This is a genomic window from uncultured Roseobacter sp., assembly GCF_947501835.1.
GTDB lineage: Bacteria > Pseudomonadota > Alphaproteobacteria > Rhodobacterales > Rhodobacteraceae > Roseobacter.
Map to the genome: position 1 here is coordinate 58,196 of NZ_CANMXR010000002.1, position 19,366 is coordinate 77,561.

19 protein-coding genes are annotated in these 19,366 nt (G+C 60.5%); 8 read left to right on the forward strand and 11 right to left on the reverse strand.

The window, feature by feature from the left end; genetic code table 11:
- Positions 1–62: 62 nt before the first annotated feature.
- The 6 genes from Q1A20_RS04155 to Q1A20_RS04180 all read right to left on the reverse strand — a co-directional run bounded on the left by Q1A20_RS04155 (position 63) and on the right by Q1A20_RS04180 (position 7,122).
- Positions 63–1,268, reverse strand: a complete 1,206-nt coding sequence (locus tag Q1A20_RS04155) for an ABC transporter substrate-binding protein (protein WP_299403176.1) — start codon at positions 1,266–1,268, stop codon at positions 63–65.
- A gap of 77 nt (positions 1,269–1,345) precedes the next feature.
- Positions 1,346–2,881 carry an aldehyde dehydrogenase family protein gene (locus tag Q1A20_RS04160; RefSeq protein ID WP_299401753.1) on the reverse strand — a complete coding sequence of 512 codons (1,536 nt, stop codon included), beginning with the start codon at positions 2,879–2,881 and terminating at the stop codon, positions 1,346–1,348.
- Positions 2,882–2,885: 4 nt separating this feature from the next.
- A complete protein-coding gene (locus Q1A20_RS04165; protein ID WP_299401751.1) occupies positions 2,886–3,653 on the reverse strand; it encodes an enoyl-CoA hydratase/isomerase family protein in 768 nt (255 codons plus the stop codon).
- Positions 3,650–5,221 (reverse strand): acyl CoA:acetate/3-ketoacid CoA transferase, encoded by a 1,572-nt coding sequence (locus Q1A20_RS04170; RefSeq protein ID WP_299401749.1) that lies wholly within the window; start codon positions 5,219–5,221, stop codon positions 3,650–3,652. Before Q1A20_RS04170 ends, Q1A20_RS04165 begins: the two co-directional genes overlap by 4 nt.
- Positions 5,218–6,222, reverse strand: a complete 1,005-nt coding sequence (locus Q1A20_RS04175) for a Gfo/Idh/MocA family oxidoreductase (RefSeq protein WP_299916081.1) — start codon at positions 6,220–6,222, stop codon at positions 5,218–5,220. The genes Q1A20_RS04170 and Q1A20_RS04175 overlap by 4 nt, the downstream gene beginning before the upstream one ends.
- A gap of 282 nt (positions 6,223–6,504) precedes the next feature.
- The gene (locus Q1A20_RS04180) at positions 6,505–7,122 is read right to left on the reverse strand and encodes a TetR/AcrR family transcriptional regulator (protein WP_298969059.1); all 618 of its coding nucleotides are present in this window, start codon (positions 7,120–7,122) and stop codon (positions 6,505–6,507) included.
- A gap of 136 nt (positions 7,123–7,258) precedes the next feature.
- Here Q1A20_RS04180 and mbfA point away from each other — a divergent pair, with 136 nt between their 5' ends.
- The 7 genes from mbfA (at position 7,259) to Q1A20_RS04215 (ending at position 13,026) form a co-directional block, all read left to right on the forward strand.
- A complete protein-coding gene (gene mbfA, locus Q1A20_RS04185) occupies positions 7,259–8,233 on the forward strand; it encodes an iron exporter MbfA (protein ID WP_299401743.1) in 975 nt (324 codons plus the stop codon).
- A 36-nt stretch (positions 8,234–8,269) separates the two neighbouring features.
- On the forward strand, positions 8,270–9,199 hold the full coding sequence (locus Q1A20_RS04190; RefSeq protein WP_299401740.1) for an AEC family transporter: 930 nt from the start codon (positions 8,270–8,272) through the stop codon (positions 9,197–9,199).
- Between the two features lie 65 nt (positions 9,200–9,264).
- Complete coding sequence (fghA, locus tag Q1A20_RS04195) at positions 9,265–10,095, forward strand: S-formylglutathione hydrolase (protein ID WP_299401737.1); 831 nt, start codon at positions 9,265–9,267, stop codon at positions 10,093–10,095.
- Positions 10,092–10,556, forward strand: coding sequence for a YaiI/YqxD family protein (locus tag Q1A20_RS04200; protein WP_299401734.1), 465 nt, complete (start codon positions 10,092–10,094; stop codon positions 10,554–10,556). The genes fghA and Q1A20_RS04200 overlap by 4 nt, the downstream gene beginning before the upstream one ends.
- A 15-nt stretch (positions 10,557–10,571) precedes the next feature.
- Positions 10,572–11,192, forward strand: coding sequence for an HAD family phosphatase (locus Q1A20_RS04205; RefSeq protein ID WP_299401732.1), 621 nt, complete (start codon positions 10,572–10,574; stop codon positions 11,190–11,192).
- A complete protein-coding gene (locus tag Q1A20_RS04210; RefSeq protein WP_299401730.1) occupies positions 11,189–12,106 on the forward strand; it encodes an ornithine cyclodeaminase in 918 nt (305 codons plus the stop codon). Before Q1A20_RS04205 ends, Q1A20_RS04210 begins: the two co-directional genes overlap by 4 nt.
- Complete coding sequence (locus Q1A20_RS04215; RefSeq protein WP_299401728.1) at positions 12,103–13,026, forward strand: alpha/beta fold hydrolase; 924 nt, start codon at positions 12,103–12,105, stop codon at positions 13,024–13,026. The genes Q1A20_RS04210 and Q1A20_RS04215 overlap by 4 nt, the downstream gene beginning before the upstream one ends.
- On the opposite strand, the gene Q1A20_RS04220 is transcribed toward Q1A20_RS04215, so the two are convergent.
- The gene (locus tag Q1A20_RS04220) at positions 13,023–14,264 is read right to left on the reverse strand and encodes an MFS transporter (RefSeq protein WP_299401727.1); all 1,242 of its coding nucleotides are present in this window, start codon (positions 14,262–14,264) and stop codon (positions 13,023–13,025) included. The two genes, Q1A20_RS04215 and Q1A20_RS04220, sit on opposite strands and share 4 nt — an antisense overlap.
- A gap of 132 nt (positions 14,265–14,396) precedes the next feature.
- On the opposite strand from Q1A20_RS04220, the gene zapE reads away from it, so the two are divergent.
- Complete coding sequence (zapE, locus tag Q1A20_RS04225; protein ID WP_299401725.1) at positions 14,397–15,455, forward strand: cell division protein ZapE; 1,059 nt, start codon at positions 14,397–14,399, stop codon at positions 15,453–15,455.
- Here the strand turns inward: zapE and Q1A20_RS04230 are convergent.
- The 4 genes from Q1A20_RS04230 to Q1A20_RS04245 form a co-directional block, all read right to left on the reverse strand.
- A complete protein-coding gene (locus Q1A20_RS04230) occupies positions 15,452–15,982 on the reverse strand; it encodes a hypothetical protein (protein WP_299401723.1) in 531 nt (176 codons plus the stop codon). The two genes, zapE and Q1A20_RS04230, sit on opposite strands and share 4 nt — an antisense overlap.
- A 193-nt stretch (positions 15,983–16,175) precedes the next feature.
- Positions 16,176–17,450 carry a folylpolyglutamate synthase/dihydrofolate synthase family protein gene (locus tag Q1A20_RS04235; RefSeq protein WP_299916086.1) on the reverse strand — a complete coding sequence of 425 codons (1,275 nt, stop codon included), beginning with the start codon at positions 17,448–17,450 and terminating at the stop codon, positions 16,176–16,178.
- The gene (gene accD / locus Q1A20_RS04240) at positions 17,447–18,400 is read right to left on the reverse strand and encodes an acetyl-CoA carboxylase, carboxyltransferase subunit beta (RefSeq protein ID WP_299916087.1); all 954 of its coding nucleotides are present in this window, start codon (positions 18,398–18,400) and stop codon (positions 17,447–17,449) included. Before accD ends, Q1A20_RS04235 begins: the two co-directional genes overlap by 4 nt.
- A 58-nt stretch (positions 18,401–18,458) precedes the next feature.
- Complete coding sequence (locus Q1A20_RS04245) at positions 18,459–19,358, reverse strand: CPBP family intramembrane glutamic endopeptidase (RefSeq protein WP_299916089.1); 900 nt, start codon at positions 19,356–19,358, stop codon at positions 18,459–18,461.
- Between the last annotated feature and the right edge of the window lie 8 nt (positions 19,359–19,366).

Sequence of the window (19,366 nt, forward strand, 5' to 3'; positions counted from 1 at the left end):
TGTTTTACGCGGCGGGCGCGCAAGGCGGTGGGGCAACAGATTGTGCCACCCCACCGGGAGGATCACTTGGCGATCGAGACCGCATCCACCAGCTCTTCGACAGCGGTTTCGCTATCGTATTCGCCGTTAAAATGCGCCGTGACCACGTCATAGATCGCGTTTTTGACCGATGCAGGTGCCGCATGACCATGGGCCATCGACCCGAAGAGGTTGCCCGAGGCGGCTGCTGCCGCAAGGTCCTTCATGCCCTGTTTGCCGCAGGCATCAAAATCCGCGTCACTGACATCTGTGCGTGCGGGCACCGACCCTTTGACGACATTGAATGCCGACTGGAAGGATGGCGACAGGATCGCAGAGGCCAGCGCGGCCTGTTCCGCAGATACCGCACCACCCTGGTCGAACATCATGAACTGGTCGGCGTTGAACGTGACCTGATCCGCGGTGCCGGGGAAGCGAAAGCAGAGGAAGTCCTCGCCCGGGACCTTATCGGCATTCAGGAATTCCCCCTTGGCCCAGTCACCCATCATCTGGAAGCCCGCTTCGCCGTTGATCACCATCGCGGTGGCAAGGTTCCAATCCCGGCCCGAGAAGTTGTCATCGACATTCGCACGGATCACCGCCATGCGGTCGAAGGCCTCTTTCATACCGTCCGAACCAAGCGTCTCTTCATCGAGATCGATGAAGGCAGCCTTGTACCCATCCGGCCCCAGCACAGACATGGCAACCGCGTCAAAGACGGTCGCGTCCTGCCAAGCCTGGCCACCGTGGGCAATGGGCGTGACACCCGCAGCCTTCAGCGTTTCCAGCGCGGCGGTGAACTCCTCCCATGAGGTCGGCACGGCAATGCCATTGGCATCCAGCACCGCCTTGTTGGCCCAGACCCAGTTGGTCGAATGCACGTTCACAGGCGCGGAAACCCACTTGCCGTCCACTTTCGCAAAGGACTTGAGCGCATCCGGCACCACATCGTCCCAGCCTTCCTTCGCGGCCACGTCATTCAGATTTGCCAGCGAGCCCTGATTGCCCCAATCCAGAATATCAAATCCCAGACCCTGCACGGCGGTCGGCGCATTGCCCGCGGTGACCCGCGCACGCAGCACGGTCATCGCCTGCTCCCCGCCACCCCCCGCGACCGGCATATCAGTCCAGCCAATGCCCTGACCTTCAAGGTCCTGTTTCAGCACGTTCAGGGCCGCAGCTTCACCGCCCGATGTCCACCAGTGCAGGACTTCCACATCCTCCGCCGCTCCTATGGTGGTCGATGCCATCAACACCGCCACAACAGCAGCCTTCGTTTTCAATAGTACACGCATTTGGTATCCTCCCTTATCGCGTAACATTGCCTTCACACGCTTTTCTCACGTGTCTTCACCCAAGGCGCGCGCGTGCGTCCCACACGCATCACGACCGATTTCACCTCAAGGAATTCGTCAAATCCGTAGCGTCCGATTTCCCGGCCCTGACCGGATTGCTTCATCCCGCCAAAGGCCAATTCCGGATAGCCGTCCATCCAGGTGTTTGTCCAAACTGTACCCGCCTCGGCGCGCCGTGCAAACTCAAGACAGGTATGAACGTTCTCGCTCCACACCCCGGCAGACAACCCGTAGGACGTGTCATTGGTCAAAGCGATGGCCTCATCAAGCGTCCTGAAAGTCAAAACCGTCAGCACCGGGCCAAAAACCTCGGCGCGCGCAATCGGCATATCCGGAGAGACATTGCTGAGGATCGTTGGTTGGTAAAACTGATCCCCCAAGCCGGGGACATCGAGCGTATGACCGCCCAACTCCAGCCTGGCGCCCGCAGCGATGGCGTCTTTTACATACCCGTCGATCTTGTCGTTGTGGTCTGGCGTTACAATCGCGCCAACCTGTGTTTCGGGATCAAGCGGATCGCCGAATGACACAGCGCGCGACAGGGCAACGACCCGTTCCACAAATGAGGATGCGATATCTTCGTGGACGATGATCCGGCTCGATGCGTTGCAGCATTGGCCAACGTTGAAATAGGCACCGAAAACCACGGCATCGGCGGCATCCTCAAGGTCGGCATCGGGAAAGATCACCTGCGCATTCTTGCCACCCAGCTCAAGGGCCACCTTTTTCAACGTGCCGGACGCCGCTTGCGTGATCTTTTTGCCGACAGCCGTGGAGCCGGTGAAGGTTACCATATCAACGTCTTCGTGGATGGACATCAGGCTGCCGACCGGTGCGCCGAAGCCCAGAACGATATTGCAAACACCCGCTGGCAGTCCGGCCTCGTGCAACAGCTCGCCCATCATCACGGTGGAGGATGGCGTGACTTCGGACGGCTTCACGACCACCGTGCATCCCGCCGCCAAGGCAAAGGGCAGTTTCTGGCTCAGGATCCAGAAAGGAAAATTCCAGGGGGTGATGATCGACACCACACCGATCGGTTCCTTCAGAACCATACCCAGCATGTCATCGCCCAGCGTGTTGTAGCTATCGCCATGCATCGTGCGGGCAAGCGATGCGGCATAGCGCCATAGGTCCGCGGCACCGGAAACCTCGCCGCGCGACTGCGTGATCGGCTTGCCGCTTTCCAACGTTTCCTGAATTGCGATGCGGTCCACATTAGCCTCGATAAGCGCCGCAACCCGCAGCAGCACAGTCGCACGTTCCTTCCCGGATAGGCGGCTCCAGTGCCCGGCATCAAAAGCGTTGCGCGCCGCAGTGATCGCCGCCTCGCATTCCGCAATGCCACCCTTGGCAGAGCGGCTGACCACCACACCATGCGAGGGCGACACCCGCTCAAACACCTGCGCATCTGCGCTGGCAGACCAGACGCCGTCAATCAGGTGACGCCCCTGAAATATCTTGGGCAGCTCGGCGGCGATGGCGGGAAGGATGGTGAGGTCTTTCATGATTTCACTGTCCTGAAAACTTCGGGGGACGTTTGTTGAGAAAGGCGGCCACGCCTTCAACACGATCATCGGTGGCGGCAATGGCGGCGCTGCCCAAGGCTTCGACCATGGCAGCGCGGTCCTCACCCGTCGCGGCGTGCAGCATATATTTCGACACCTCCACGGCGCGGGGTGACAGCGCGCCAAGGGAGGCTGCAATCTCTTGCGCCGCAGCCAGCGCATCGTCGGCGATTTCCGCTACATACCCAAGCGCAACCGCCCGCTCCGCCGGGATACGCCGCCCGAAAAGCGCCATCTCCTTGACCACAGGTTCCGGGAACAGGCGCAAAACACGCTGCGTGCCGGACCAGCCTTGTACGATCCCAACGCGCGCTTCGGGCAATGCGAGCGTCGCACCCGGCACCATCACGCGGATATCGCAGGCGCTCGCCAACTCCAGTCCGCCGCCAAAGGCATGACCATTCAGCGCGGCAATCGTCGGCATAGAAAGGCGCGCCAAACGATCAAAAATCCGGTGCCCGTCGCGGACCCAATGACGGGCAAACGCGCCCGGGCTCAGATGACCCCAGGCGGCGATATCAGCACCACAGCAAAAGGCGCGACGACCGGTTCCCGTCAGAATGACACAGCGCAGCGTGGTATCCCGTTCAATCTGCGTCAGATGCGCACCCAGAGCGTCCAGCATCGGCGTTGTCAGCGCGTTCAGCTTGTCGGGGTTTTGCAGGGTAAGCACGGCAACATCACCGTCGATATGGAGCTGAACGTCGCTCATAGCGTCATCCCCATAGGGTGCGCGCCAAGCAGCGATTTGGGCATCGCTTTGGCATTCTCCGCAACCTGCACACGACCCGAGGACGCCGCAACGATATCCCTCTGTGCGTCAATGCCCGGCATGATCTCAGTCGCGATGAGTCCCTCCTCCGCCAGCCTGATCACGCAGCGCTCGGTGACGTAGAGCACATCCTGCCCCAAGGCCCGCGCACGGTCGCCCGAAAAAGTGACATGCTCCACTTGATCGACCATTTTGGTGAACCGTCCGGGCTTGGTGACTTTGATACCGTTCTCGCTCAAATCGATCTCCGCCCCGGCCTCAAACCAGCCCGAAAACACGATTTTCTTTGCCCGCGCGGTGATGTCCACAAAGCCACCGCAACCCGCAGTAAGATAAGGCTTTTTCCCCAATTTCGAGACGTTCACATTGCCCTGCAGATCAACCTCAAGGAAGGATAGAAAGGACACGTCAAATCCGCCACCCTGAAAGTAGATGAACTGCTGGGGTGAGGGCACAAAAGCATCCGCGTTCGAGGCACAGCCAAAGGCAAACCCGGTCAGGGGCACGCCGCCGACAGCCCCCTGTTCGATGGCCCATGTGACCGCATTAGGGTGGCCTTCCTCCAGCAGGATACGCGGCACCATCGCGCTGATCCCAAAGCCGAGATTGGCCGTCATGCCGGAACGCAGCTCCTGTGCGGCGCGCCGGGCAATGATCTTTTCGACGCCATGCTCGGCATGGGCGAAGCTGTCCCAGGGGCGCATGATCTGGCCCGAAATCGCGGGATCATACGGCGTTTCGCAAGTTTGCTTCTGATCCGGATCAAGCACCACCACATCGACCAGATGCCCCGGCACCCGCACATCATGCGGGCGCAAGCTGCCCGCCGCCGTCACCCGTTCGACCTGCGCGATCACCAGACCACCGTGATTGCGTACACAAATCGCCTGCTCCAGCCCGCCCAGATAAGCCCCCTCATGCTCACAGGTGAGATTGCCGCGCGCGTCGGCGGTCGTGGCCCGCAGGATACAGACGTTCGGCACGACATTCGGGAAGTGCAACCAGGTGTCACCCGCGAATTCGACCCGCGAAACGATGGGCTCTGCCGCGCCGCGCTCATTCATCGCACAGCCCTGCCGCAGCGGATCCACGAAGGTTTCCAGACCGATCTGCGTCAGCACCCCGGGACGGCGCGCGGCGGCTTCGCGGTGCATGTCGAACATGATGCCCGACGGCACGTTGTATGCCGCCACGCGATCCTCCACGATCATCTTCCAAATCTCGGGCATCTCAAGACTGGAGGGGCCCGAGGGATAGGATCCGGCCAACACCCGTGTCAGCAGCCCATCCTTGGCCAGATAGTCCATGCCCTTGACGCCATACATATCCCCCGCCGCGATCGGATGCAGGGAGGTGATGTTGCGCGGATGCGCCTCGGCATCGAAGCGCGCGCCGATGGCTTTGAGCACAAGGTCAGGGCAGCCAAGCGATGACGACGACGAGACGGTGACAACGGCATTGTCCGGGATACGCGCTGCGGCCTCGGCTGCGGAGACAAGTTTGCTCACGACACGCCCTCATAGTCGACATCCACCCGTTTGCCGGTGCGCGCGGCCTCGCGAACGGCCAACGCGACGGTGAGCGATTTGACACCGTCGATCCCATCCGCCGCCGGGCGACCCTCGCCCAATGTGGCCTTGGTAAAATCGCGCACCCCCTGCGCGTAGAGCGAATGCTCAGAACAGGAGATGGTTTCGCGCCCGTCCTCCGTGACCAACTCAACCGATCCAACCGGCTCCTGTGTCATCACGTTTTGCGCGAAGATGGAGCCGGTCTCTCCATGCACTTCCAGCCCGTTGCCCGCAAATCTATGCGTGAAGCTTTCATGCGACATCACCATGGCGCCCGACGGCATCGTCCAGACAGACATCGCGGAATCCTCAACGCCCTCGCCCATGCCCGAAGACGCCATCTGCGCAACAACGCTTTGCGGGTCTTCGCCCAGCAGGAACCGCGCCACATCGGCGTTGTGCACCGTGATATCCGGGATCACACCGCCTCCGGCGGCGGCATCATTGATCCGCCATCCCTGCAGGTTGGGCGGCAAATGCACCGCGTGATGGATGCGCAGCGATAGAACCTTGCCGATCCTGCCGGAGACAATCAGCTCGCGTATTGCGCGATGTGTCCCCGAACACCGAAGGTGGTGGTTGGTGCCAAAGACCACCCCGGCGTCTCGCGCTGCGGCAACCATTTCGAGCGCCTCCACCTGATTCAGGGCCAACGGCTTTTCACACAGCACGTGTTTACCGGATGAGATCGCTGCCATCGCCTGTGCGAAGTGCTTTTCGTTGGTTGAGGAAATATAGACGGCAGAAGCGTCCTGGTCCGCCAATGCTGCCGCCAGGTCTGTTGTCGCGTTTGGGATTGCGTGGCGTTCCGCCCAGCCTGCCACCCGATCCGCAGATCCGCTGACGACCCAGGCCACGTCCTGACCAGCTTGCGCTCTGACGGCGCCGATCATGTATTGCGCAGCAATTGTGCTGGCGCCGACAAATATCCATTTCACGATTCGCAGTCCTATTTTGGATCGTTCCAAAAGATTACTGGATCGTTCTAAATTTGGCAAGCGTGTTTCTGAATCGTGCATTTCTTCAGATCGGTCTTGCAGCGTTGGAGGGTTACCAGTGAGGGCTTGAAGCGCTGTGCGTCACGCGAATGCACGCGGAAAAATCATGCCGGTAAAAACCCCGCAGGTGCAGGCCGTTAGTCTTGGAATAACAGGAGTACCGGATTTGATTAGCTGACTTGCACGCGAAAGAAACGTGAGAAATACAGGTCGCAGCGACCCTTAGACGCCGTAACGCGCCATGAATGTTCTGACCGCCCCATTGACGACCCGGTCGATCTCGGCGGGCGTCACGACTTTGGTCATGCCGAAAATCAGACGCGGCCAGACATCTGCCTTGCAAAGTTCGCCAAACTGATCTGCCGCCAGAATACGATCTTCGATGCGCAGCTGCCCGCGCGCGACGGCCCGGTCGAAATACGCCGCCATCTCGGCCCGGAACACGGCAGGACCGGAATTGTAGAACTTCTGCCCCAACTCCGGAAAACGATCCGATTCCGCCACGCAGATCCGGAAAATCTGCTGTCCGAACTTGGATGTGATGAAGCGCAGAAAGTGTTGCCCGGTCTGTTGCAACACCTCACGAGGCTCTGCCTCCATATCGATGCTGTCCAACGCATCGCGAGATTGTCTTTGGCATTCGGTCGTCGCGACCTCAAGGAACAACAACCGCTTGTCGGGAAAGTAGCTGTAAAGCGTCGCCTTGGAAACATTGGCCACCCGCGCGATTTCATCAACGCTGGCCCCCTCAAACCCATCCGCCATAAAGACCCGCCGCGCGCCTTCGAGCACCTGATCGAACTTGCGCCCCTTGCGGATCATTTCGGCTGTGGATGTCATGGCGCCCCCGGATGTACGCCACAACAATATAAACCGAACTGTTCAGTTCCAAGCAAATTCCCAAAAACCATTGCAGAGGCCGGTTGTTCCATAGACATACTTGCATTAGAATCATTCTAAACTAGAGGTTTGATCCATGCGTTTTTCCTTTGCCCGCAAGCGGTTCCGTGATTTGAGCGAACAGGAAGTCCTTGCCCTCGCGATCTCGTCAGAAGAAGACGACGCCCGCATTTATCGCGGCTATGCGGAAACTCTGCGGCACGAATTTCCCGATTCCGCCCATATTTTCGAAGATATGGCTCGGGAGGAAGATCAACACAGGCAACGCCTGATCGACCTGCATCGGGACCGTTTCGGCGATGTGATCCCCCTGATCCGCCGCGAACATGTGGCAGGATACTATCAGCGTCGGCCTGTGTGGTTAGTCGAAAACCTGGGGCTGGACCGCATCCGCGCCGAAGCCGAAGCGATGGAACGCGAAGCCGAGCAATTCTATGTGACCGCCACGGCGGCTGCGACAGATGCGGCGACACGAAAACTGCTGGGCGACCTCGCAGCAGCAGAGGCTGGGCATCACGCGATAGCAGAAGGTCTGGAGGCCAAGCACCTCGACGCGGAAACCCGCCAGAGTGAAGAAGAGGCGGCGCACCGGCAATTCTTGCTGACATGGGTGCAACCGGGCCTCGCCGGTCTGATGGACGGCTCCGTCTCCACGCTGGCGCCGATTTTTGCCACCGCCTTCGCCACACAGGACACCTGGACGACCTTCCTTGTGGGCCTCGCGGCCTCTGTCGGCGCCGGTATCTCCATGGGCTTCACCGAAGCCGCGTCCGATGATGGGCAGCTGTCTGGTCGTGGCTCGCCCATCAAACGCGGGTTTGCATCGGGGATCATGACAACGATCGGCGGTTTGGGCCACGCGCTGCCCTATCTCATCACGGATTTCTGGACCGCGACGGTCATCGCCATCGCCGTTGTCTTCGTGGAGCTTTGGGCCATCGCGTGGATCCAAAACCGCTATATGGACACGCCGTTCTGGCGTGCGACGCTGCAGGTCGTCCTGGGCGGCGCGCTTGTGTTTGCGGCGGGTGTTCTGATCGGGTCGGGGTAGCTTGCGCTGCCCGGCGGTTCGCTCTAACACCCGATCATGGTTGAAATCTTTTTCAAGACTGTCCCCTTTTTTGCGCTGATCGGATTGGGGTACTGGGCCGGGTACACCCGGTTTTTCACCGAAGAAGCCACCGCCTATCTCACGAAATTCGTTTTCTACTTTGCCCTGACGGCCATGCTCTTTCGGTTTTCGGCCAATCTGTCCCTTGAAGACGTCTGGGACCCGAATCTTGTCGCGGGCTATCTCGCGGGCACCATGGCGGTCTATCTGATCGCAACGCTTGTGGGGTATCTGCGCAAACTCGACGTGGCCACCACCGCGGTCGAGGCGCAATGCGCCGCCATCGGCAACGTCGGGTTTCTGGGCGTGCCCATGCTGACCCTCCTGATGGGCGAGGCGGCGATTGGCCCGGTGATGATGGCGCTCGCCGTCGATCTGATCGTCTTTTCCAGCCTCATCGTCATTCTGATCACCGGATCGCGTGATGGGCGGCTGAATTTCGGCATCTTTCGCACCGTCGGGCTTGGGCTCATCAAAAATCCGATGATCGTTGCGATTGTCGTAGGGCTGATGTGGTCGTTCTTCGATCTGCCTATTCCCGCTCCTGCCAATGAATTCCTCGCCATTCTGGGGGCTGCGGCAACACCGGGGGCGCTTTTTGCCATCGGCGCATCGCTTGCCACCAAATCCGCCGAGCGCCTGCACATTGCCGGGTGGCTGACCTTCTGCAAACTGGGGCTGCATCCGCTCTTCGTGGCCATCGGCGTGCTCTATCTCTTTCCCGCCGACCCCTATTTCGCGGCCGTGATCATCGCCGCCGCCGCGCTACCTGTAGCAGGCAACGTCTATATCCTCGCGCAGCACTACGGCGTGGCCCCACATCGCGTTTCCGCCGCAATCCTCGTCTCCACCGCGATCAGCATTCTCACGGTCAGCGGGATTATCGCGATGGTGGCGCCCGGCTGACCAAAACGCTTGCCGCCTCGGCACGCGCGGGGTAGCCAACAAGGGACCAGCATCAGGAGCCTGTCATGGAAACCATTTCGGAAAACGCCTGCTTTAACGGGACACAGGGCGTCTATTCTCACCCCTCGACAAGCTGCGCTTGCGATATGACCTTCGGGCTTTTTGTACCGCAGGAGGCCAAGGACGGCCCGGTGCCGCTGCTGTGGTATCTTTCCGGCCTCACCTGCACCCATGAAAACGCCATGGTCAAAGCCGGCGCACAGGCCTGGGCTGCGGAGCAGGGCATCGCGCTGGTCTTTCCCGATACCTCGCCGCGCGGTGAGGGTGTGGCCGATGACGACGCCTATGATCTGGGTCAGGGCGCGGGGTTCTATGTCAATGCAACCGAAACACCCTGGGCACCGCATTTCAGGATGTGGGACTATGTAACTGAAGAACTACCAAAGCTGCTGGAACGCAACTTCGATCTGGATATGTCCCGGCAATCCATCACCGGCCATTCGATGGGCGGGCACGGCGCGCTGACCATGGCGATGGCCCTGCCGGGGCGTTACCGGTCGGTTTCGGCCTTCGCGCCGATTTCCAACCCCACCGCCAGCGACTGGGGTCGCAAACAGCTGTCCGCCTATCTTGGCAGCGATGAAACCAAATGGGCCGGGCATGATGCCACGCTGCTGATGCAGGAAAAGGGGTTTGACGGGCCGATCCTGATCGACACCGGCACCAATGATCAGTTCATCGACCTGCTGAAACCCGAAGCCCTGGCGCAGGCCGTCGCGGCCCGGCGACAACAGGCGACACTACGGCTGCAGCCCGGCTATGATCACAGCTACTTCTTTGTCTCCACCTTCATGGAGGAACACGTGGCCTTCCATGCGGATGCGCTCTACGCATGACCGCGCTCTACATCGATGCGGATGCCTGCCCGGTCAAAGCCGAGGCCGAAAAGGTCGCCACGCGGCACCGCGTGCAGATGTTCGTCGTCTCGAACGGCGGCCTGAGGCCCTCGCAAAACCCGCTTGTGGAAACGGTCATTGTGCCGGACGGCCCGGATGTCGCCGATATGTGGATCGCAGAACGCTGCGGCCCCGGTGACGTTGTGGTGACGAGCGACATCCCACTGGCCGCAAAATGTGTGGAAGCAGGCGCACAGGTCCTCAAACACAACGGCGAGCCATTGACGGCGGCAAATATCGGCAATGTGCTGGCCACGCGCGACCTGATGGCTGATCTGCGCGCCGCTGATCCCTTTCGCCAGGGCGGTGGCAAAGGCTTTACAAAGGCCGACCGGTCCCGTTTTCTGGACGCGTTGGAGCGGGCCTTGCGCAGCGCGAAATCAACCATCCGAAAGGCCTGAAGGGCGAGGTGCTGCATGCAACCAAAAGCGGTGATTTTTGACATCGGCAATGTGCTGATCGAATGGCAACCGGAGCGGTTTTACGACGCGGTGATCGGCGAGGACCGCAGGCGCGCGATGTTTGCGCAGGTCGATCTGCACGGCATGAACGAACTGGTCGACCGCGGCGAACCCTTCGCCGAAACCATCTATGCGCAGGCCGACGCGACCCCTGTGTGGCGCGATGAAATCCGCATGTGGCATGATCGCTGGATTGAAATGGCGACCCCTGTGATCGATCATTCCGTGCGACTGATGAAGGCCCTGCAGGCCAAGGGCGTGCCTGTGTTTTCGCTGACCAATTTCGGGATCGACAGCTATGATTTGGCGGCCACGCATTACCCGTTCCTGCGTGAGTTCGACCGCGATTTCATTTCCGGCCACATGCGCGTGACCAAACCCGACCCGGATATCTACCGGCGTGTCGAAGAAACCTCCGGTCTCTCCGGAACCGAGCTGATCTTTACCGATGATCGCACCGACAACATTCACATCGCGGAGACATACGGCTGGCAGACCCATCTCTTTGAGGGTCCGCAAGGATGGGCGGACAGGCTGGTCGCCGCCGGATTGCTGACACAGGCGGAGGCGCAATGAGCGTACCTGTTATTCCCTTTGACGCGGGCGAGGCCCGGCTGGATTGGATCGCCCTTACCGACGCCCTTGCCGCTGGTCACCTGCTGCCAAAGGCGGAGATTGCCGATACATTTCTGTATCGCGATCCCGACACGCTGCTGAACCGCGCGGCATGGATTGATGGGCTGGGTCTTGCAGTGAAATCCGCCACGATCTTTCCCGGCAACACCGCCAAAGGAGTGTCCTCCATCAACGGCGGCGTGATGCTATTTTCGGACGCCGACGGCGGATTGCAGGCGATCATCGATTTCCATCTGGTCACAAAGTGGAAAACCGCGGGCGACAGCCTGCTGGCGGCCAGACGGCTGGCGCGCCCCGATAGCAGACACATCCTGATTGTGGGCGCGGGGACGCAAGCGCATGGGCTGCACGCGGCCTATCGTGCCGCCTTTCCACAGGCGACATTCACTGTCTGGAACCGGACCGTCGCAAAGGCACGCGAGATGGCGGAAACAATTCCGGGGCTTGAGGTCGCCGAAGATCTGGAGGCGGCGGTGCGCGCGGCTGATATCGTGACCTCTGCCACCATGTCCACAAATCCTCTGATCCTCGGTGAGTGGCTGCAGCCCGGGCAGCATATCGATCTGATCGGCGCCTATCGCCCTGACATGCGCGAGGTGAATGACACCGCCCTGACCCGCGCGCGCCTCTTTGTCGACAGCCTCGACACCACCGTCGGGCACATCGGCGAGATCAAAATCCCGATTGAAACAGGCGTGATTACAGCGCAGGACATCGTCGCGGATTACTACGCGCCCGAGGATTTCAGACGCGGCTCGGAGGACGAGATCACGATCTTTAAAAATGGCGGCGGGGCGCATCTGGACCTGATGACCTGCCGTTACATTCTGGACCAATGGGAGGCGGGCGTTTGATCTGGCTGTATCTGGTCCTGGCCGCCCTCGTCGCGACGCCGTTGATCATCGAAGCCACACGCAAACAGATGAACGATGCCGCGCGCGTGGATGCCCCGGGTGAATTTACCGAGCTGTCACAAGGCGTCACTCACTATCAATGGTACGGTCCCGAAAACGGGCCCGTCGCTGTCTGTGTCCATGGTCTGACAACGCCGAGTTTCGTCTGGCGGGGGTTGGCCAAAGGGCTGGCCCTGATGGGCTTTCGGGTTCTGGTCTATGACCTTTTTGGGCGTGGGTATTCTGACCGTCCCAGTGGCCTTCAGGATCGTGCGTTCTTTTTGCAGCAGCTCAACGATTTGCTGGCGGATCAGGGGGTCGAGGATGACATTACCCTGATCGGCTATTCCATGGGGGGCGCCATCTCGACGATCTTTGCCGCGGACCAGCCCGACCGTATCCGGCAGCTGATCCTGCTGGCGCCTGCGGGTATGCGCCCTGTTGGCAAGGGCATCGTCGGGTTTGCGGCCCGCACGCCGATCATCGGCACATGGCTGATGCTGGAACTCTACCCGACCATCTTGCGCAAGGGCCTCAAGGCGGAAAAAGGCACGCCAACCAGTGTCGAGAACATCAACGCCTTGCAAGAGGCGGAGTTGAACTGGCGCGGGTTTGTGCCCAGCGTCAGAGCGAGCCTGCGCGGCATGCTGTCGGAAAACCTTGCGCCCGATCATGCAGTTCTGGAACGCGAAGCGGTGCCCGTGCTCGCCATCTGGGGGCGCGAGGATGACGTGATCCCGCTGTCCTGCGCCGAAACGATCAGCGACTGGAACAGCTCTGTCCAGAATGTGGTGATCGACGGCGCCGGCCATGGCCTGACCTACTCGCACACCGTCGAGGTGCTGGCGCATATTACAGAGTTTACGCAGCAAAGCGGCTAGGCCGTGCGCAGCCCTTCCAGGCGCCGTTCGCGGATGGGCAGATGGATGAGCGCGCTGAACGCGCCCACCGCAACCCCGACCCACCACACCAGCGTGTAGTCGCCATAGACGTCATACATGCGCCCGCCCAGCCAGACACCCAAGAAGCTGCCCACCTGGTGGCTGAGGAACACAATGCCGTAAAGCGTACCCATGTAGCGCAACCCGTAGATATGCGCGACAAGGCCGGAGGTCAGCGGAATGGTCGCCAGCCACAGCATGCCCATGGCAACGGAAAACAGCAAAACGCTGGTGGGGGTGATCGGGAACATGATGAACAGCGCCGCGATGATGGTCCGCCCGGTGTAGATGCCCGCCAGCAGGTATTTCTTGGAATAATACTTGCCCGCCCAGCCCGCCAGCAGCGTGCCCGCGATATTGGCGATACCGATCAGCGAAATAGCGAGGGCCCCCAGCGCCGATGTTGTGCTGATCCCCATGCTGTCGAGCGTCCCGCCCGGCATGATCGGCCCGCAAAGCTCCGTCACGAAGGCCGGGAAATGCGCCGTGATGAAGGCAATCTGATAGCCGCAGGAGAAAAACCCCAGATAGATGAAGGTATAGGAGGGGTCCTTGAAGGCTTTCACCAGAATCTGGCCGAGGCTCTCATCCAGCTCGGTCTTGCTGGCCATCGCTGGTGCACGCATCATCGGCAAGGTCAGCAGAACGAGGATGATCGCAGCCGCGAAGAGCATGAAAGTGCTCTGCCACGTCAGAAACCCCAGCATCCATTCCGCCGTCGGCGGGCCAAAGATCTGCCCGCCGCTGCCTGCCGCCGATACAATCGCCAGCGACATAGACCGGTTTTCATCGGAGGCTGCACGACCAACCACCGCCAGGATCACTCCAAACCCGGTGCCCGCGATCCCGAAACCGACGAGCCAGGCGTAAAGCTGATGTTCCACCGGCGTGGTGGATTGCGCCGTCAGCATCAGCCCCAGTGCGTAGATCACAGCGCCCAGCACAATGGACTTCCGGTCGCCGATCTTCTCTGCCAAGGCGCCAAAGAGCGGCTGGCCTACCCCCCATGCGAGGTTCTGAATGGCAATCGCCAGCGAAAACTCGACACGCAGCCACCCAAATTCTTCGGCAATCGGGATTTGAAACACACCAAAGGTCGAACGGATCGCAAAGCTGACGATGATAATGACGCAGCCGACAATCAGAACCGGTGTGAATAAAGGCGTGCGGCTTTGCATGCAGGGTCCTCCGTTGGAGCGACAGTACCGCAGGCCCGTTGCGGGTCAATTCAAAGGTTTTGACGCTCGCATCACATATTCTGATGTGTCAGCGCTCTTTTCACCGGCACATCCGCAAGCTATTGAAAGTTCATGCAAACCCTGCGCGCCATATATCAGGACCTGATTGAGGTCGGCACAGTTCAGCCCGATGACGCGCAGTTGAACGTCATGCCCGAATTCGAACGGATCCGAACCGAGCTCAGCGCGCCCGTCAAGAAAGGGTTGTTTCGCAAGGCCCCCGAACCGCCCAAGGGTCTCTATCTTTGGGGCGGCGTCGGGCGTGGCAAATCCATGTTGATGGATCTCTTTGTCGAGCATCTGGAGGGTATTCCCGCGCGCCGGGTCCACTTCCATGCCTTCATGCAGGAGATCCATTCCGCCATGCATGAGGTCCGCAAGACCGGGGTTGAGGATGCTATTGCTCCGGTGGCTGCCGATGTTGCCGCCTCCGTGCGCCTGCTGGCCTTTGACGAGATGCAGATCACCGACATCACGGATGCGATGATTGTGGGCCGGCTCTTTCAGGCGCTTTTTGAAGACGGGGTGGTCGTGGTCACCACCTCCAACAGGGTGCCGGATGAGCTTTATAAAAACGGGCTGAATCGTGACCTGTTTTTGCCGTTCATCGCCCTGATCCAGGAAAAGATGAACGTGGTCGAACTGGCCAGCCCCACGGACTACCGGCAGGACCGTTTGGGGGGGCAGCCGGTTTACTTCACACCGGTGAACGCCGAGGCCCGTGCCGCGATGGATGCGGTATGGGATGATCTTGCGGGCGGCAAAGGCGAGGTGCTCGTGCTCAAGGTCAAAGGGCGCGACGTCGAAGTGCCCGCCTTTCGCAATGGCGTGGCCCGCGCGGGGTTTCACGATCTATGCGGTAAACCGCTGGGCCCGGGGGACTATCTGGCGCTGGCGGAGGCGGTGAAAGTCTTGATGTTGGACGGGGTGCCCGCCCTGTCGCGCAACAACTTCAACGAGGCGAAACGCTTCGTCACGATGATTGACGCGCTTTACGAGGCCAAGGTCCGGCTCATTTGTTCAGCGGCGGCCAAACCCGAAATGCTCTATCTTGAAGGTGAAGGGACGTTTGAATTCGAACGCACCGCGTCGCGCCTGCGTGAAATGCAATCGGAAGGCTGGGGCCTTTAACGCGGCACCTCTTGCAGAACCGCCGCGAGCAGGCGCATGGTATCCAACTCTCCAAAGGGTGTGGTCAGCGCGATCGGTGCGGCAAATTCGGCCCGCGACAGGGCCGCATTCAGCACCGCGTCAATATAAGCGTCGCTTTGGCCCTCGGCCAGGGTTTTGACCAGCAGCTGGTGCAGAACATCGTCATCTGTTGGATGGTGGCCGAAACGCGCGAGTGCCCGGGCCGTTGTCTGTAGCAAGTCATGGGTTTCGGCCGAGTAATCCGTCAGCCGCACGGGGTGGCGCAACAGATGGCTGACAGGTAAATCGCGCTGCAAATGTGTAAGCTCCGGCACCTCCAGCAGGCTGGTCGCAGCCCGCGACACCTGAGGGGACGGATTGGGCGCCTTCGAGGAGTCTTCAGGGGCTACGGTGGTCGTCGTCATCCCAAAGAGCGATGGGCTGAATACAGTGACGATCGCCAGCAGGCACAGGCCCGCCAAGGGCCACCATATCGCGAACGATGGCGCATGCGGCCGCGTGATCATACGACTCAAGTCCAGTTCGGAGGCGGACCCCCGATCATCCTGTGGCATGTTAGTGACCCCCACTATGCAGCCCCTGCACTTTACCGCGCCATTCAGGTGCATTTCTTCCCCGACGCAACATATAGGTGGGCATCTGCAAATCCGTCAATATAAAGAGGAAATCTCTAAATCTGGAGTTGTAAAATTGGGTATTTTACCCGTTTTCGCGCAGAATACTCCCGGCAAGGTAGAGGGAGCCACAGATCAGCACCCGCGCCTCCGGAGCCTTTGCCGCGATCCCGGACAAGGCGTTTCGTACACTCTCTGCAATATCCGCATCGAACCCGGCGGCCCGGGCCGCGTCGGCGGTTGTCTCGGCGGGTAGCGTATTGACCTCATCGGGAATGGAAATCGCCACCAGGCCATCCGCAACCTGGGAAAGCGGGCGCAGATATCCACCGATGTCCTTGGTGTTGAGCATGCCGCAAATCAGATAGGTCGGGCGCTTGGGCAGGCTTTGGAGGTGTTCTGCAAGTGCCTGTCCCGCCGCCGGGTTGTGACCACCATCCAGCCAAAGCTCCACGCCTGGCACTGCGTCTGCCAATGGTCCAGTCACAAGGCGCTGCATCCGCGCTGGCCATTCTGCCTGGGTGACCGCCGCTTCGCACGCCTCGGGTCCGACGCCCAGATGGCGGAGCACGGCGAGGGCTGCACCGGCATTCATGATCTGATGCGCGCCGGGCAGGTTCGGACGTGACACATCCAGCAGACCCGTTTCATCCTGATAGGTCATGCGGTCCCGTTCCGGTCCCACGTGCCAATGCTGACCGTAGGCCAGTAGCGGGGCACCGATGCGGTCTGCCACCTCTTCGATCACCTCAAGGCCTTCGTTATCCTGTCGCGCGACAACACAAGGTACCGCGCGTTTCAGGATACCCGCCTTCTCGAATGCAATCTTTCCAAGGGTATCGCCAAGGAATTGCTGATGATCGATGGAAACAGGCGTGATCACGTTAACCGCCGGACGCGCGATCACATTGGTGGCATCCAGACGCCCGCCCAAGCCCACCTCAAGCAAGGTGTAATCTGCGGGCACGCGCGAAAAGGCGAGCAGTGCCGCACAGGTCGTGATCTCGAAATAGGTGATGTTTTCGCCTTTGTTCGCCGCATAACACTCATCCAGAACCGCTGTCAGGTCCGGCTCGGAAATCAGCTGACCGGCAACCCTGATCCGCTCGTGAAAGCGCGCGAGATGCGGGCTGGTGTAGGCATGTACCTTGTGGCCGGATGCCTCCAGCCCGGCGCGCAGCATCGCCAGCGTCGACCCCTTGCCATTGGTGCCCGCGATATGGATCACGGGCGGTAGATTATCCTGAGGGTTGCCCAATGCGTCGAGCAACCGCCAGACACGGTCCAGCGTCAGGTCGATGATTTTCGGGTGCAGGGCCATCATCCGTGCAAGGATGGCGTCCGATGTGGCCGCGGTCATTTCTTGGCGGTCTCGGTCTCTGGTGCTGCTTCGTCCTCGGACAGGGCATGCGGCAGGTCCGCGCCCGGTTCAGGCGCGGGCAGATCACCCCGCACCGCAGGGGGCAGCCCCAGCAGCATCCGCGTGATCGAAATCAGCTCATCACGCATCTTGCCGCGGTGCGTCACCCGGTCGAGCATCCCGTGATCCAGCAGGTATTCGGCGCGCTGGAAGCCCTCGGGCAGCTTTTCGCGGATGGTCTGTTCAATCACCCGCGGACCGGCGAAACAAATCAAGGCGTTTGGTTCCGCAATATGCACATCGCCCAGCATCGCATAGCTGGCGGTGACCCCGCCCGTTGTCGGGTGCGTAAGCACAACGATATAGGGCAGCCTTGCTTCCTTCAGCATCTGCACCGCAACCGTGGTGCGCGGCATTTGCATCAGGCTTAGGATGCCCTCCTGCATCCGCGCACCACCCGCAGCCGAAAACAGGATCAGGGGACGCTTCAGCTTCACCGCCTCCTGGGCGGCGGCAATGATCGCATCACCCACATACATGCCCATGGATCCGGCCATGAAGGAAAAATCCTGTGCGGCAGCCACAATGGGGGTGCGCCCGATCTCGCCATTGGCGACCAGCATCGCCTCCGCCTCGGCGGTCTGCTTTTGTGCGGCTTTCAAACGGTCGGGATAGCGTTTTTGGTCGCGGAAATTCAGCGGGTCGGGCTTGGGTGCCTCCACCTTCACTTCCGTAAAAATACCACCGTCAAAAAGCGCGGTGAACCGATCCCGCGGCGTGATATGCATGTGATGGTTGCAGTTCGTGCAGACATTCAGATTGTCCGACACTTCGCGGTGAAACAGCATGGTCCCGCATTCAGGGCACTTGGTCCACAGGTTGTCCGGCGTCTCGCGGCGCGAGAAAATCGAATTGATCCTCGGCCGGACATAGTTGGTGATCCAGTTCATGTGGCGTTCCTTTGGCGTCCCTCAGGTTCTAATTAGTCGCCTCTTGGGCAAAGTGCAATCAGCGCCGGATTGCGAGACGCGCGGCCAGCCAGCTGACGATCATGAACCCGAAGTCCACCGGCAGCCAGGCACGCACCGCCTCCGCATCGGAGAGCGAAAACGGGCTGATGTAAAGCGCGAGCCCTGACAGATTGTCCGGCAGGGCAATGATCAGAATGGCCGTGACATTGTTCATAAAATGCACCGCGATGGCGGGCGCCAACGTCCCGGCGCGCGCGGTCAGATCTGCCATCAGCAGGCCAAAAACAACCGCCCAGAGCGCGATTGCCGTGGCGTTCGAACCCGCCTCCTCCGGTACGTAGTGGCCAACGCCAAAAAGCAGCGCGGGCACGGCCATCCAGACCAACGGCGAGCGAAACCGCGCCGCCAGCTGCTGTTGGATATAACCGCGAAACAGGACCTCTTCGGCACTGACCTGGACAAACACCGCCAGAAGGGAAACTGGTAAGAGGATCAACCAACCGCCAAGGCTCATGTTGGAAACCAGCGGCGCCCCCATATCCCACGGCGGCAGAATCCAGATCGCCAGATTGATCAGCACCAGAATGGTCAGCACCGCCCATAGCTGCCTCCGGAACAGAGCGGCATTGCCCAAAATTTCCGGGAAGCCCCGTTTGTGCACCACCTTGAGCGCCACTGCGACGCCCAGGGTCATGAACCCGAAACTCAGCAACAGGACGTACATCGCAAACGGCGTGGTACCCGCGATCAGGGTTTCGGAAAAAGCCGGCGCGTTCTTCCCCTGCCAGGTGTAGAGCGTGCGAAACATCGTCTGGTTGCAGATCAGGTAGACACCCGATGCAATGATCAGCCCCATGATCAGACGCCAGACCTGCGCGGTTTCACGCGCCGGGGCGAGCAAATGTTCATGCGCGCGATACGCGGGGCGCAATATCATCAGCAGCA

Coding starts and splice junctions, on each gene's coding strand:
- zapE (WP_299401725.1), top strand. CDS start 14,397: ATGCAAACCCTGCGCGCCATATATCAGGACCTGATTGAGGTCGGCACA.
- Q1A20_RS04210 (WP_299401730.1), top strand. CDS start 11,189: ATGAGCGTACCTGTTATTCCCTTTGACGCGGGCGAGGCCCGGCTGGAT.
- Q1A20_RS04235 (WP_299916086.1), bottom strand. CDS start 17,450: ATGACCGCGGCCACATCGGACGCCATCCTTGCACGGATGATGGCCCTG.
- mbfA (WP_299401743.1), top strand. CDS start 7,259: ATGCGTTTTTCCTTTGCCCGCAAGCGGTTCCGTGATTTGAGCGAACAG.
- accD (WP_299916087.1), bottom strand. CDS start 18,400: ATGAACTGGATCACCAACTATGTCCGGCCGAGGATCAATTCGATTTTC.
- Q1A20_RS04200 (WP_299401734.1), top strand. CDS start 10,092: ATGACCGCGCTCTACATCGATGCGGATGCCTGCCCGGTCAAAGCCGAG.
- Q1A20_RS04180 (WP_298969059.1), bottom strand. CDS start 7,122: ATGACATCCACAGCCGAAATGATCCGCAAGGGGCGCAAGTTCGATCAG.
- Q1A20_RS04205 (WP_299401732.1), top strand. CDS start 10,572: ATGCAACCAAAAGCGGTGATTTTTGACATCGGCAATGTGCTGATCGAA.
- Q1A20_RS04165 (WP_299401751.1), bottom strand. CDS start 3,653: ATGAGCGACGTTCAGCTCCATATCGACGGTGATGTTGCCGTGCTTACC.
- fghA (WP_299401737.1), top strand. CDS start 9,265: ATGGAAACCATTTCGGAAAACGCCTGCTTTAACGGGACACAGGGCGTC.
- Q1A20_RS04160 (WP_299401753.1), bottom strand. CDS start 2,881: ATGAAAGACCTCACCATCCTTCCCGCCATCGCCGCCGAGCTGCCCAAG.
- Q1A20_RS04220 (WP_299401727.1), bottom strand. CDS start 14,264: ATGCAAAGCCGCACGCCTTTATTCACACCGGTTCTGATTGTCGGCTGC.
- Q1A20_RS04190 (WP_299401740.1), top strand. CDS start 8,270: ATGGTTGAAATCTTTTTCAAGACTGTCCCCTTTTTTGCGCTGATCGGA.
- Q1A20_RS04230 (WP_299401723.1), bottom strand. CDS start 15,982: ATGATCACGCGGCCGCATGCGCCATCGTTCGCGATATGGTGGCCCTTG.
- Q1A20_RS04245 (WP_299916089.1), bottom strand. CDS start 19,358: ATGATATTGCGCCCCGCGTATCGCGCGCATGAACATTTGCTCGCCCCG.
- Q1A20_RS04155 (WP_299403176.1), bottom strand. CDS start 1,268: ATGGCATCGACCACCATAGGAGCGGCGGAGGATGTGGAAGTCCTGCAC.